This window comes from Bacillus sp. P4_D3 (assembly GCF_056401855.1).
In genome coordinates, this window is sequence record NZ_JBFUIN010000062.1 from 1 (window position 1) to 14,787 (window position 14,787).

At 33.6% G+C, this 14,787-nt stretch carries 13 protein-coding genes and 2 pseudogenes; 6 read left to right on the forward strand and 9 right to left on the reverse strand.

Translation table 11 applies throughout. The features are described 5' to 3' along the window. Positions 1 to 1,057: 1,057 nt before the first annotated feature. Positions 1,058 to 1,336: pseudogene (locus AC1DTM_RS10615) on the reverse strand (DDE-type integrase/transposase/recombinase); the annotation flags it as partial. Between the two features lie 27 nt (positions 1,337 to 1,363). Beyond that, entirely contained in the window at positions 1,364 to 2,185 is an 822-nt protein-coding gene (locus AC1DTM_RS10620) for a UTP--glucose-1-phosphate uridylyltransferase (RefSeq protein WP_002144438.1), read from the reverse strand. A gap of 207 nt (positions 2,186 to 2,392) precedes the next feature. On the opposite strand from AC1DTM_RS10620, the gene AC1DTM_RS10625 reads away from it, so the two are divergent. Genes AC1DTM_RS10625 through AC1DTM_RS10635 form a run of 3 tightly spaced genes read left to right on the forward strand, consistent with a single transcriptional unit; the run spans position 2,393 to position 5,826 of the window. Next, on the forward strand, positions 2,393 to 3,682 hold the full coding sequence (locus AC1DTM_RS10625; RefSeq protein ID WP_016103984.1) for a UDP-glucose dehydrogenase family protein: 1,290 nt from the start codon (positions 2,393 to 2,395) through the stop codon (positions 3,680 to 3,682). Beyond that, on the forward strand, positions 3,679 to 4,632 hold the full coding sequence (locus AC1DTM_RS10630) for an NAD-dependent epimerase/dehydratase family protein (RefSeq protein ID WP_016103983.1): 954 nt from the start codon (positions 3,679 to 3,681) through the stop codon (positions 4,630 to 4,632). The genes AC1DTM_RS10625 and AC1DTM_RS10630 overlap by 4 nt, the downstream gene beginning before the upstream one ends. 3 nt (positions 4,633 to 4,635) lie before the next feature. After that, on the forward strand, positions 4,636 to 5,826 hold the full coding sequence (locus tag AC1DTM_RS10635) for a glycosyltransferase family 4 protein (protein WP_016103982.1): 1,191 nt from the start codon (positions 4,636 to 4,638) through the stop codon (positions 5,824 to 5,826). Positions 5,827 to 6,136: 310 nt separating this feature from the next. On the opposite strand, the gene AC1DTM_RS10640 is transcribed toward AC1DTM_RS10635, so the two are convergent. The 5 genes from AC1DTM_RS10640 to AC1DTM_RS10660 form a co-directional block, all read right to left on the reverse strand. Beyond that, on the reverse strand, positions 6,137 to 6,262 hold the full coding sequence (locus tag AC1DTM_RS10640) for a helix-turn-helix domain-containing protein (RefSeq protein WP_306292149.1): 126 nt from the start codon (positions 6,260 to 6,262) through the stop codon (positions 6,137 to 6,139). A 682-nt stretch (positions 6,263 to 6,944) separates the two neighbouring features. After that, positions 6,945 to 7,700: an AAA family ATPase gene (locus AC1DTM_RS10645; protein WP_477000217.1), complete on the reverse strand. Its 756-nt coding sequence runs from the start codon at positions 7,698 to 7,700 to the stop codon at positions 6,945 to 6,947. Positions 7,701 to 7,780: 80 nt separating this feature from the next. After that, positions 7,781 to 8,332, reverse strand: coding sequence for a hypothetical protein (locus AC1DTM_RS10650; RefSeq protein ID WP_016103979.1), 552 nt, complete (start codon positions 8,330 to 8,332; stop codon positions 7,781 to 7,783). Between the two features lies 1 nt (position 8,333). After that, positions 8,334 to 9,392 carry a spore coat putative kinase CotS gene (cotS, locus tag AC1DTM_RS10655; RefSeq protein WP_016103978.1) on the reverse strand — a complete coding sequence of 353 codons (1,059 nt, stop codon included), beginning with the start codon at positions 9,390 to 9,392 and terminating at the stop codon, positions 8,334 to 8,336. A gap of 24 nt (positions 9,393 to 9,416) precedes the next feature. Next, complete coding sequence (locus AC1DTM_RS10660) at positions 9,417 to 10,553, reverse strand: glycosyltransferase family 4 protein (protein WP_016093982.1); 1,137 nt, start codon at positions 10,551 to 10,553, stop codon at positions 9,417 to 9,419. Positions 10,554 to 10,705: 152 nt separating this feature from the next. Between AC1DTM_RS10660 and AC1DTM_RS10665 the strand changes: the two genes are divergently transcribed. Together AC1DTM_RS10665 and AC1DTM_RS10670 are read left to right on the forward strand one after the other, a co-directional pair. Next, a complete protein-coding gene (locus tag AC1DTM_RS10665; RefSeq protein ID WP_477000218.1) occupies positions 10,706 to 11,809 on the forward strand; it encodes a CotS family spore coat protein in 1,104 nt (367 codons plus the stop codon). A gap of 299 nt (positions 11,810 to 12,108) precedes the next feature. Continuing rightward, positions 12,109 to 12,324 (forward strand): annotated as a pseudogene (locus AC1DTM_RS10670) (zinc ribbon domain-containing protein); the annotation flags it as partial. A 736-nt stretch (positions 12,325 to 13,060) separates the two neighbouring features. Here the strand turns inward: AC1DTM_RS10670 and AC1DTM_RS10675 are convergent. Further along, positions 13,061 to 13,537, reverse strand: coding sequence for a hypothetical protein (locus AC1DTM_RS10675; RefSeq protein ID WP_016103976.1), 477 nt, complete (start codon positions 13,535 to 13,537; stop codon positions 13,061 to 13,063). A gap of 94 nt (positions 13,538 to 13,631) precedes the next feature. After that, positions 13,632 to 13,886, reverse strand: coding sequence for a hypothetical protein (locus AC1DTM_RS10680; RefSeq protein ID WP_002151793.1), 255 nt, complete (start codon positions 13,884 to 13,886; stop codon positions 13,632 to 13,634). Between the two features lie 300 nt (positions 13,887 to 14,186). Here AC1DTM_RS10680 and AC1DTM_RS10685 point away from each other — a divergent pair, with 300 nt between their 5' ends. Then, on the forward strand, positions 14,187 to 14,579 hold the full coding sequence (locus AC1DTM_RS10685) for a hypothetical protein (protein WP_002144366.1): 393 nt from the start codon (positions 14,187 to 14,189) through the stop codon (positions 14,577 to 14,579). Positions 14,580 to 14,787 lie beyond the last annotated feature (208 nt).

Below are 14,787 nucleotides of genomic sequence, written 5' to 3' on the forward strand. Positions count from 1 at the left end.
CTTGTTACCTTTAGAACTATTTTTGCTAGAGTTAAGCAACCAAACTTGTTACCTTTAGAACTATTTTTGCTAGAGTTAAGCAACCAAACTTGTTACCTTTAGAACTATTTTTGCTAGAGTTAAGCAACCAAATTTGTTACCTTTAAAACCAAATTTATTATGATTAAAACCAAGTTTGTTACCTTTAAAACCATCTTTGTTAGAGTAAAGCAACCAAACTTGTTATCTTTAAAACCATTTTTGTTATAGTTAAAACCAAGTTTGTTATCTTTAGAACCAAATTTGTTATAATTAAGAGTCATAATCCCTTATATATCAAGACATTTCATGCTCTTAAAACATATAAACATGTAAAACATATAAAACAATTAATATATAAAACAAACAAAACATACAGTGTTGAATGCATATACTTATTATCATTTTTCAAATAAAATTCCCACGTCATAAAACCAAATTTGTTATATTTAGTTTAAATGGACATGTAAACGTCAATTAATTGCAAAACTCTTTGGGGATACTTAAGTATAAATTAAGGTATATACCTGGTTAAGAAGTCATACAATAAAAAAAGCCCTAAAAAAGGGCCTTATGAGTTTCGTAAGAAAGGAATGTCTTCGAATATAATATATGTTTGTTTCAATAGAAAGTGAAAAAATACATAAAAGCTTCATTTTGTAGAGAAGAGAGGTAGCTTAATCGGGATGGGGTGTATCGTTGACGGTGTTCGTTGTGTGAAGATGCTGTTTTATGAAGATAAAGACTCAGTATCATGAATTTCTTCGGGAAAGAACTCAACAGCTAAAGAATAATAGCGAGAATAACCTGAATTGAGACTCATATGAAGAAAGTCGCGAGCTCTAATTCTAACGGATTAACGAATGGGGCTCTCGAATGACTGAGCGCTCGAAATCCACTTTTGTTGTAAAAAGATATATATAATAAATGATATTTTCTGCTGATTATGGGTGTGAATGTATATTAGGTTGATGGTAGTGCCGGCAAGATCCCGTTTCTTAATGAAACAATGATCCTGCTCCGTAATGTTATTTAGTTATTTTGCTTGTCTGATTGAGATGCCTATGGGTATCTTTTTTTTTGCAATTGGTTAGGTTGAATTCGGGTCTACTGTGATAATACAAGGCTTAGAAATATGAAAAGACCGCAAAGCTTTTTTGAAAAAATACTCTGCAGCCATATGATTTCTTGTCTTGTTTAAATAAAAGCCGATTGTATTCTCTTCTGACTCAAAGGTACGATATAAATATATTTAATTACCCTTAACTTTTACATATGTTTCATCAAATCTTCAGGAATCGTTTGTTGACCTCAAGTGTATATTGGCTGAATCCTTTTCTACAAATTAATTCTTACCTGTTTTGTTTTGTCCATATATGAGATTAAGAAGCTGCATATATTCATCTTCTTGCCCAATATCAAATCGTTTCCCATCAATCATTTTTCCATATACTTTTTTAGTCATAATTAAAGAATGAATCGCATCTGTTAATTGGTATTCCCCCCCAACACCAGGTTGAATATTTTTTAATAAAGGAAAGATATCAGGTGTGAAAACATATCTACCAATAACTGCAAGATTAGATGGAGGATTTACTTTTGGCTTTTCTATAATATTTGTAATATTCATGTAATTCCCCTTTACAATATTCCCTTCAATAATACCATACTTCTCTATGCACTCATCTGGTACCGTATGAATGCCTATTACACTATTTTTCGTCTCTTTATAAATACTAATTAACTGATTTAAAGCAGTTTCTTTATCCGAAACTACAATATCATCTGGCAAGAGTACAGCAAAAGGTTCATTACCAATAAATGTTTCACCTAATTTTATCGCCTCACCAAGTCCTCTCGCATAAGGCTGCCTTATATAATGGATTTGAACATTAGGAATAGCAAGCCCTTTTAACAGATGGGCTTTTTTTTCTTTTTCTAAAAAAGCCTCCAATTCTAATGAATAATCAAAGTAATCAACTATTAAATCCTTTCTGCTAGAAAGTACAATTAATATTTGCTCAATACCTGACTTTACAGCTTCTTCCACAATATAATGAATCGCAGGTTTATTACCTATTGGAAACATTTCTTTTGGAATTACCTTTGTAATTGGAAGGCTCCTTGTGCCGTAACCAGCGGCTGGAATGATTGCTTTTTTAATCACTAATCTCTCGCTCCCTCGAGTGTTTACAATATTAATATTCAGTAACCCCCTTACCCGCGCATGACGATTCCAAAAGAGGCTTTTACCTTCTGATTGCTTTCATTGCTTATATGAATAGGCCCTTTCATTTGTCACCAATCCATCTTGTCCATCAATATACTGTAACAACTAGTACAATAGTACTAAGTTCAGAGAGGTGATTATCATATGGATATATGTATTATAGGCTCTGGTTATGTGGGAATCACATCAGCAGCAGTATTAGCAGATTTAGGTCATGATGTTATATGTGTAGATAAAGATCAAGCAAAAATTCATTCTCTCCAAAAGGGGGAATGCCCCATTTATGAACCGGATTTAAAGGAGCTTATTCACAAAAATAGAAACCGATTACAATTCAGTTGTGATATCGATAATGCTATTCGACAATCACCCATTATTTTTATCGCTGTAGGAACCCCTTCTACATCAAGTGGAAAGACGGATTTAAAATATATCTACTCCGTCATTGATCTACTAGTTCCAGCTATAACATCGTATAAAACTATTATTACGAAAAGCACAGTTCCACCAGGTACAAATCAACAATTATATGAAACACTCATTAAATGTGGGGTTTCATCGGCCTTATTCAATATTGTTTCCAATCCTGAATTTCTTCGCGAAGGCTCTGCTGTTCACGATATGCTCATTCCAGATAGAACTATTATAGGTATCCAAAAAGGTGACACAAAGTCGTTAAAAATTATGCAGGATATATATAAAGGGATTAGCGCTCCTTTCCTTTGTACAGGTTTAAATGAAGCAGAGATGATTAAATATACATCTAATGTATTTTTGGCTACCAAAATATCTTTTATAAATGAAATTTCTCGAATTTGTGATGCATATAACATTGATATTGTTGAAGTGGCAAAAGGAATTGGCTATGACTTTCGAATTAACCCTCATTTTCTTCAGGCGGGAATGGGGTATGGAGGATCATGCTTCCCAAAAGATTTACATTCACTCATCTATACAGCAAATGATAAGCACGTAGCAGTTCCTATTTTACAAGCTGTACAATCCATTAACTCCACACAGATAGATCTCTATGTTGAAAAAATTAAAAAAGCTATAAAAGAACCCTCTTCAAAAAAAATAACGGTTTTAGGAATTGCTTTTAAGCCAAATACTGATGATATTCGTAGCTCCCTTGCCGTAATACTTCTTGAAAAGTTAATCCCTCATGGCTATGATCTACATGCTTATGACCCCAAAGCTTTTCTTCCTCCACATTTAAAAAGACAAGTTACACAGCATGATAACCTAGAATCTTCAATTACAAATTCTGATTGCATTATTATCGCCACGGAATGGAATGAATTTAAAACACTTAATTGGAAACAAGTCAAACAAGTTATGAAGGGATGCACAATCGTGGATGGACGCAATTGCATTGAAAAAGATGAAATAGAAAAATACGGATTACAATATATTGGAGTGGGTCGGTCATGAAAATACTTGTAACAGGAGCCGCTGGCTTCATTGGCTCACATTTGTGTCAAGCGTTACTTAAAAATAGTGCATATCATGTAGTTGGAATTGATCATTTCATCGGTCCTACTCCAGCCACTTTAAAGACAGGTAATATACAATCTCTCGAATTGAATTCACGTTTTCAATTCATACGAGAAGACATTCTAAATACAGATTTATCAAAACTATTACAAGATATAGATGTTGTTTACCATCTAGCTGCTATACCTGGTGTGAGAACGAGCTGGGGAAAAGATTTTCAGCCTTATGTTACAAACAATATAATGGTTACACAGCAGTTACTTGAAGCCTGTAAACACATAAAATTAGATAAATTTATTCATATATCAACATCTTCTGTTTATGGTGAAAAATCTGGCGCAGTTTCTGAAGATTTATTACCTACCCCTCTATCTCCATACGGTGTTACCAAATTAAGTGGTGAGCACTTATGTCATGTTTATCACAAAAATTTTCACATACCAATTGTTATTTTAAGATATTTCACAGTTTATGGGCCAAGGCAGCGTCCTGATATGGCATTTCATAGATTAATTAAACAACTGCTAGAAGATAAACCTCTCACAATATTTGGTGATGGAACACAAACACGTGATTTTACCTATATTGATGACTGTATACGAGGAACGATGGCCGCTTTAGAGACAAAAAAAAATATAATAGGTGAAGTTATCAATATCGGTGGAAAAGAACAAGCATCCATTTTAGACATCATTTCTATGTTAGAAAAAATATTAGGTAAATCAGCCACCAAAAACTTTCTAAAATCAGTTCCTGGGGAACCGAAGCAAACATGGGCAGATATATCTAAGGCTAGTACATTACTGCAATATTCTCCAATAGTTTCTCTATCCGACGGACTGGAAGCAGAATATCATTATATAAAACAACTATACAAAGGGGATTAGTTTATGAAAATTGCATATATATGTACAGAAAAATTACCATCTCCAGCGATTAAAGGTGGAGCAATTCAAATGATGATTGATGGGGTGTCCCCCTATATAAGTCAAGAGTATGAACTTACTATTTTCTCTATTTCAGATCCAAGTCTTCCAAATCAAAAAACACAAGATAATGTCAATTACGTGTATTTTCCTCAAAAAGAATATGAGCAGCATGTTATAAGAACACTCCAAACCAATACCTTTGATATTATACATGTCTTTAATCGTCCTAAAAATATACCTCTATATAAACAAGCTTCTCCACACAGTAAATTTGTATTAGGTCTTCATAACGATATGTTTGCTGAACATAAACTATCTATTTGTGAAGGCAATCTTATTATTGAAATGGTTACCGCCATTGTGACTGTTAGTAACTATATTAAACAAACTGTGATTGAGAGATTTCCACAAGCTGAAAATAAGATTTCCATTGTCTATTCTGGTGTTAATTTAAAACACTCTCCTTCCATCTGGACACCAACAGGACAAAAGATAAGAAATGAATTTCGTACAAAATATGCTATCCAAGATAAAAAAGTGATTCTATTTGTTGGCCGATTATGCAAAAATAAAGGTCCAGACTTACTCATTCACGCTATGAAGAAAATTATTCAAACACATAAAGATACGGTGCTTGTAATTGTTGGTGGTAAATGGTTTAGTGATAACCGAGTAAATAAATATATTAGAGGATTATATAAAATAGCTAAACCAATTAAAGAACACGTAATTTTCACTAAATTTATTCCTGCAGATCAAATTCATAATATATTTCTAATGGGGGATATATTTATATGTAGCTCACAATGGAACGAACCATTGGCACGTGTTCATTATGAAGCAATGGCTGCTGGAATCCCAATTATTACAACAAACCGTGGGGGAAATGCTGAAGTTATAACAGATGAATATAACGGCTGCCTAGTAGAACAATATAATAATCCAATGGAGTTTGCCAGACTTGTCCATGCTTTGTTATCTCAACGAGAATTTACACAATGGATTGCTGAAAACGGAAGAAAAATTGTAGAAGAAAACTTTACATTTAAGCATACAGCAAAAAAACTAGATCAGGTATATAAACAAGTAGCAGAATCTACTAATCAACCTGCTAGAAATCTAATACGCCCTCTCAAAATTCTAATTGTTTGAACTGCCCAGCACTTAATGTTCTGATGGGCTATTTGAATTGAGGGATTCCTAAGTACAGAAACTTAACGGTTTCTAATTAATTAAGCTATTCCTGTAGTTCCTAAGGATAAGAGGTGGAGCGTTTTGTTGCTAAGATTCTGTCCTATATTAACATCTTGATCGTAATATGTGTGCTAAAAGAAGGCAAATCCTACTCATAAAGATTTGGATTTTTAACGTTTTTATTTTGATCAAACCAATTCGAACATAACTGACTAGAAATAAATATTACTGATACAACTACAATTTGCTTCCCGTTCCATTTTGTTTTTTATTGAGTAAACTCGGCAGAGCAAGAATGATACGTTAATCTTTTCCCCATTTCTTTATAAGTATGATTCCGCATAGCGAGGAAACGATTAAATGCAAAACGGTTATAAACAATGGTTCTCGCAATTCAGACTTTGCTTTTTTGATTCGGATAAATGCGAAATTTGTAAACCTTATTGATTAATATGGATTGCACCTCGTCTTTGTGTATGGTTCCTGTATTATACAAAAAAGATAGGCTAATGCCTGCCGATATTCAACTCCTACCTAAATTTGGTGCTTCACATCTTTATATTTTTGAGGAAGGAGCCTTCTATCGAAAATATAAATACGTGTATTTGATTTGAACTACCCCCATTTAACGACCCTGCGGTCTGTTTGAAGTAGGAGATTCCTGCGAACACCGATGTATTCACCAGTTATCTTAGCAGGCTCTGTCCGCAGTTCCTACGGTGAGAACATAAGTATCTTGCACGTTGACTCACCACGCTTCCTACTTTAGCTTGGTTTTCGCAAATTCGGCAAGCGTGGGGTGATTGAACGTTGAAAATTTTACGGTTGCAACGATTTTTCTGCAACCAACCTCATATCTTCAGTTTTCAAAGAGCAATCTGTACAAGTATATGGTAACAAACATTTTGTCTTACGCCAACCGACATGCATCTCCTACCTATTTGCTGGTGCTATCGCACCTTCACGCAAATTAAGGAAGGAGTCTTCTGTCGGAAAATGATAAAGGCTGCCTATTATGTATATGTTGAAGAACAAAAAACGCTTGGAGAACCAAGCGTTTTTTAGTGCTAATTATTTTACGCGTCTTCTTCTTCACCATCGTCTTCATCGTCTTCATCGTCTTCATCGTCATCGTCATCATCTTMATCGTCATCGTCATCATCTTCATCGTTATCATCTTCATCTTCATCGTCTTCATCGTCATCGTCATCGTCATCTTCATCTTCATCTTCATCGTCTTCGTCTTCATCTTCATCTTCATCTTCATCTTCATCTTCATCTTCGTCTTCTTCATCGTCTTCTTCATCGTCTTCATCGTCTTCGTCTTCATCGTCTTCGTCTTCATCGTCTTCGTCTTCATCTTCATCTTCATCTTCATCTTCATCTTCATCTTCATCTTCATCTTCATCTTCATCGTCTTCATCTTCATCGTCTTCGTCTTCATCGTCTTCGTCTTCATCGTCTTCGTCTTCATCGTCTTCGTCTTCATCTTCATCTTCATCTTCATCGTCTTCATCTTCATCGTCTTCGTCATCATCGTCTTCATCTTCATCTTCATCTTCATCGTCTTCGTCTTCGTCTTCATCTTCCTCGTCGTCTGCGTCGTCTTCGTCCTCGTCTTCATCGTCTTCGTCTTCGTCGTCTTCTTCCTCGTCTGTAAAGATAACTTCTGTTTCATCATCATATTCAATTTCAACCTCTACACCATTATGTGTACCAGATTGAATTATTTCAGCTAGAGCTTTTAGAACTTCCTGTAAATCATCATCTGAATTAACACTAAAGCCATTCTCAACATCTAGTTTTATTTTTGCTCTTTTCACATCAGCCATTTACCTAACTCCTTCAATATAGATTTATATATACTATGTCGAAAGAATATGAAAAGATTAATATATTTGCGGAAATTTCATTATTCATTTTCCTTAGCGTTCTTTACTAATTTTGCTATCCACGGGCTTTTTAATGGACGATCGGGAGTAATAATTTTGACTTTTACTTTCGGCTTTTCTATTTGAGTTGGAACGACCTCATTTTGTTCCGGGTTTTGTTCTTTTAGTTCTATTGCATTTTTCATCTTCTTCTTCTTCTTCTTCTTTTTCTTTTTCTTCGTCCTCGTCTTCTGAATCTCTTCATCTTTTACTTCATCAATTATTGTAGTTTCTTGTGGGGATTGCTCTTCTAGTTCTATTGCATTTTGAATCTCTTTATCTTTTACTTCATCAATTATTGTAGTTTTTTGTAGGGATTGCTCTTCTAAATCTAGCAATCCGATTTTGGGTAACTCCTCTAATTCTATTTCCTTAATAATCGCTAAATTCTCTAGCACAGAAGATTCATTTAGTACAATATTTTTTTGCTGCTCATACTCTGACAATTCCCATCCCATTGGCCCTGGTGGAGAAAACACAAATTTCTCTAAATCTAAAATAGGGATTACTATCTCTTCTTGTTCTGAATTCATCTTATTTCCCTCCGCTATTGCTCTTGATTTCGTGGTAAATATCAGAGAAATTTTGTAAGAATTCTTCTTTAGAGTCTTCAAGTGCAATGATATTTTGTAATGCCCAAATATACTTTTCATCAGACCAAGAACGCTTTTGTCCTAAATAGTATTTATGTGCAATTGCACAGAATAAGTGAGGAAACGATAAATCAGTCCAAAGAACACGAAATTGTTTTTCTGATAAGGAATTTTCTGAATCATATGCACTCAACATATGAATTGCTAAATTAGTATCCCAAACTGACATTTTTTTCATCACTTTATTTAAAAAGATACGTAGGTCCCTCACGGGTAAATCACTTGTAATAGAATGTAGCTCTTTCATAAACATAGCATCATCTATTTCTGCAAATCTTGCTAAAGTAAAATCTTGCTGACAAAAACTGTTAGATGCAATAACTTCTTTTGTCCATTGGTCAAAATATGGATCATTTATTTCTTGTAATGCTCTCTGACCACGTGCTAACATTTTATCGACGTACTCTAAAAACATAGTTGAAAATACATCATCTGGAAAGGAGAGTGCAATCCTTTTGTTTCCTTCTAATTCTTGTAATTTCCATCTGTATAATTTATGCCATTTTCCTAATCGACCCCGAATTTTACTTTCTTGTATCGGAATATATCCTTCGGATGCTTGATGAAATTTACCTGCATATATTAGTACCTTCTCTAATTGTTCTTTATTATAATAAATAACTTCTTTCCCTTGATGCTTATCATATAGTACATACGCATACTCACCAGATCCAATACAAAAGCCCCCTCTTTTTGTGTTATGAATTTTTGTAATTGGCAATCCATTTTGAAGGAGATGTAAATGTGCTCCAGCAATAAAAAGCATCCTTTTGGGGTGCATATGTGCTTGTTTTAATATTTTTAATCCTTCTTCTGTTTCAACTTCCCAAATTGTTCTCCCACTTCTGCTTGACTGTAAAATGATATTACTTACCTCAAATGGATAAAAGCTAAGGACCTTTTTTAAATGTTCACTCTCTAATCCAGTTGTTTCTTCCAACTTTCATCATCCTCCTCTTAAATTTTATAAAACTTCCCCATACACTTTCATTAAATCCGTGGCAACTCGGTTCCAATTAAATTCTTTTTCGACCTTCGCACGTCCATATTTCCCTATCTGTTTTCTTTTATTTTCGTTATTTAAAAGATTAATTATCTTTTCTGCATATGCATCAGGATTCTCAAAGTCATTGACAATATATCCATTTTTTCCTTCTTCAATAACTTCAGGATTACCGCCTCGATTACTTGTAATAATTGGTAACCCCGCTGCCATTGCTTCGTAATGCACCCTAGCAAGAGGCTCTTGCCACTGTGAAGAGCAAACAAAAATATCTGACATAGCATAAAGTGTTGAAATATCCTTTGGCTTAACAAATTTAATAAAGACTACATGTTCTGGAAACATTGCACCTAAGGTATATAAATGTTTTACATAATTATTTACATTGTTATCTCCAAACCATTTTGAACCAATAAAAACCATTACAATGTCTGGATTTTTCTCAATTATTTTAGGAAGAGCTTGTAGCAAAATATGAGGACCTTTTACTTTGCTCAAGCGTCCAACAAACAAAACTATTTTTTTATTTTGTAAATTCAACTGTTTTAGCACATGACTTTTAACTTTTGTACCATTCACGGTCCACGAAGGATAATATTCATTTACATCTACACCAGAATATACTGTTCTTGTCTTTGCTTTTGCAGTTTGAAAGCGCGAGGTAATTGTTTTTCCTATATAATCACTAACTGTTACAATTTTGGAAACAGCCGCAATACATGCTTCGCCCTCTTTATCACTTATTTTTTCGTATGCAAACATTTCATTATGCACACTTAACACGAATTTGGTCTGTGGTGCCGCCTCACGTAAAATTGTAATCCAATTGGGACGATTACATAGATGAACCACATCATATTTTTCCTGTTTCAAATGTTTAATAATATAAGGCAGATACTCCTCTTCTGGAAAACGTATATACCTTACACCTTGATTTTTTTCTTCTGATTTTAAATTAGGATCTGTTATAGAAATAACTGTCACATTTTTTCCATTTGAAGCAATAATGGAAGCAACAGAATCTATATAAATTTGAATAGCTCCACCTCGTACAGCTGGTACGGGTAGCTTTTCAGTGGATATTATCGCAATTTTCATTAAATCGCCTCCCTGTTTCATAAAATACAACTTTCTTCATATGTTACGAAGAAACCCTTATGTTTGTGAGTTATCAAGCATTTTTTCATCTTTTATAATTAAATTTGGTAAATAGTACTTTTTCTTCTTAAAGGCAAATGGCTAGAGCAAAAATGGCCATGTACCATACAGTAATAAGAGAGTATAAAAGGATGGTGGTATATGTGGAGAATCATAATGAAGAAGCGGTGTATACATTATCGCCCGAAGAGGAGCAAAAATTAGTAGCATTGGCAGAGACAATGATTCAACATTGGGACATTCAAGCGACTACAATCGAATTAATACAAGGTGGACAACTAGCCTTAGTATGGAAAATTCATACTACAGATGGACCATTTTGCTTAAAGAGAATTCATCGCCCTGAAAAAAAGGCTTTATTTTCCATTCACGCTCAAGATTATCTTGCCAAAAAAGGCATGCGTGTTCCGAGCATAATTCCAAGCAAAGTGAATCAGTTATATACAAAACACGGTCCATTTTTATTTGTTGTTTATGAGTGGATTGAGGGAAGACCGTTTGAGCTTACAATGCAAGAAGACCTTGAAATGATTATGAAAGGGTTAGCAGATTTTCATGTAGCTTCTATTGGCTACAAACCGCCACCAGGCATACCTATCTTCACAAAACTGGGACGTTGGCCCAATCATTACATTAAAAGATTCCAGCAGATGGAGATTTGGAAAAATTTATCCGCAACTATGCCGGATGACCCATTTTCACAATTGTATTTGGCTGAAATTGATGCTTTCATTTTAGAAGCAAAACATACACACCAAAGACTATTGGAATCTGAATATACAAAATGGACTGATGAATTACAAACATTCCCCAATTTATGTCATCAAGAKTATGGAACAGGAAATTCCTTATTAGATCCAAGCAATCAAATTTGGGTAATTGATTTAGATACAGTTTCTTACGATCTCCCTATTCGAGACTTGCGTAAAATGATTATTCCCCTACTAGATACAACTGGTGTTTGGAATGCAGACCAATTTCAAATTATGATTAACGCATATGAGTCAGTTTCCCCTTTAACAGCAGAGCAAAAGAAAATTATGTTTATTGATATGTTATTTCCATACGAATTGTATGATGTGATTCGTGAAAAATACGTCAGAAAATCACCATTACTTGCTAACGAACTTGCTGAAGCTATGGAATATGAAAGGATAAAGTCAAAAGCTTTAAATATATTAATAGAGGAATTTTAATACGCAATACAAATAGTTCTGGGGCAAAGATTACTGTTATCTCTTTTCGACAGAAGACTCCCTCCTCAAAAATGTGAAGGTGTGGAATACCAATTTTAGGTGGGAGATGAATGTCGGTAGGCGTAAGCCTACGTTTTTTCATTTTTACTAGAATCAAGAATAAGAAGCTTTAATTACGAGAACCATTGGTTACGGTTGTTTTAAATTTAATCGGTTTTTTGCTATGTGGAATCATACTTATAAAGAAGCGGGGAAAGGATTAACGTATCATTTTTTCTCTGACGAGCTTACTCAATTAAAAAAGAAGATGGTACGGGAAGAAAATTGTTGTTATATCAAAAACGTTTATTTCTAGTCAGCTATGTTTGAATTGCATTTACCAAAATAAAGACGTTGAAAATCTTAATCCTTGTGAGTGTGATTGCCCTTCTTGCAGTACACATAACGATAGGGATGTTAACACAGGACTAAAGAAACGAAGCTATCCCTCTCTTAACTATACAGGGATAGCTTAATCGATTAGAACCGTTAGGAGGTTAAGTGGCATTTAGCTCAGCAAAGTTCTGTTACGAGGATTATTTAATAGAGGCATAGAACTTACACAGACTGTTCAATTCCAAATTATGATACACTTCCAAACAAAATATGTACAAGCTGACTTTATTTTTGGTAGAGTAGCTATTCCTGATTATGAAAGGTATATTCAAAAAAACTTAAGTGCCCTTGAGAGATTATGAGGATGAAATAAATAGCAATGCTTTTCCCTTTTACATGACACAGCTCTATTGGGGAATACATGACCTTCAAAAAAGGAGTTTGTAGGATAGAACCTCCAATATAGTAGTTTTAACAATTCTTTGTGTGCAAATAAAAAGAGCATCCACAATTGTTAGATGCTCTTATATATAAAGTGGTTTCCCCCACACTCCAGTATATGCTTGTCTTTCTCAAAAGGTGTAGCAAAAAGAAACCTTATTCGGGGCCTTCTCAAAATATAAGGGGTAACTCTAACGTACAGATTAACATTTCCCGATGTCGCTGCTATTATGTGCTTGATATTACTTCATATGTATGAATTTGACACTCCGATCCCTAAAGAGGCAAGGAGTGTCAATCTAAAATATATTGGAATTAACAAAGAAGAAAAAGATAATATTCTTGATACATTTTCGATTTAATTTTGCCATATAATATAAATCAACATTAAAAATCACTCTTTACCCTATTGTTTTTTACATTTTAACGAGAAAACTATTTTACATCACCAATTGCTTGAATAGACTCAAGTCTAACATTAATTTTGTTCGGAAAGCCTATAATATTACCAGTTGAATTACTTGCTACTTCTACATTTGGTCCAATAACAGTAACTAAATTTTGACTCACATTCATTATAAAACCTTTAATATGAATTCCTTTCAAAAACAATACAGTACGTAAATGAAGCAACTGATAAGCATATAAAAGTTCTCTAATCTCATTTGTTAATTCTGCAAAATTATTACTAGAACTATTCACTACTGAATGATAAGAAGAAGATCCCTTTAATTCTAAAGAGGTGTTAGAGGACATTTTTGATTGTAATAAAACATCAGAAGATTTTTCTGATTCTAATAAAGGATCAAAATTTCTTCTTGATTTAAATGGAGCGATAAGAGGAATCGGATTTATATCAATCAATCTAAATTTACGTTTACCATTATCAGAATTAAAACAAAACTGACACACCTATACCCCTCCTATAATAAGTATGTATTATATAGTAAACACTTTATACAAAAATGTACTGGGTATTTATAATACCCAGTACATTTTTAATTTATTATGCTCCTCGATCATCACTTACCGCTAAAATGCTAGCAATCATAACACTAATTTGGTTTGGATTTTCAAGAGTTCCACCGTTCGCATTACTTTCTACTTCAATAGCTTCCCCATTACCACGACGAAGAGTAACAAAATTTTCTCCAATTTGTGTAATAATTCCTTCTACGTGAAATGATGGCAAAAATAATACAACTCTCGCCCCGACCAATTGAAATGCTTGCAACAGAGTTAGAATTTCATTATTATCCATTCTCTATCACCTTCCTTTACTTCTAATTTTGACACCTAACAATGTAATTCTATTAAATTAACTTATTATTAGTTATCAAAATAGAATATGTTTGAGCATAAGAATTGAAATAGACAAGTTGGCAAATTTTTTAGTAATGCATTATTAGGATATAATTTGTAAGGGATAATACATAAAAAGATCCTTATTAAACAAATTTCATAATTAAATAAAAAATCCACACTTAACTAGACTCATATACCCACACTATCCTTTCTAGACGAGCATAAGATGTACTGACGAACGAAAGGGGGTAATTTTATGGGTTTTGGCTTTGGTGGATGTTGTGATTTCAATAGATGTGATGATCGGAGAGATCATCACAGAGATCATCACAGAAGAGAAGAAAACCATAGACAGGAGAATAATAATCCAGAATTATTACAATTCTTAAGAACATTAACTCCTGGTACTTGTATTGTTATTCAATATGATTCTCAAAGACCTACAAGTGCAACATTCCAAGGTTTTCAAGGAAACAACGTAATCATTTTATCTGACTTTGATTGTTTCCCGGGATTAGCACGTATTGCGATTAACAAAATTAACGTAATCTCTATAAATTCACCTGATTGTGATCGTTTCTGTTGTAAACGTCGCAGACATTGTAAAGAACATGACGAACATGAGCATGATCATAGAGATGATTTTTAAAAATGAATGAATAGAAAAATTTTTCCCTTAATTTATAAGCCAATTTGCAAGAAAAACACCTATTAAAAAATAGGTGTTTTTCTTTTCTAAATTATACTTAACTGAATATAAATAACAAACCATTTCATATAGCGGACATATACTATTGTAAGGTCGGCATCCAAATGACCCAAATAAATACCCATGCCAAGAAATAAAACTACAAAGT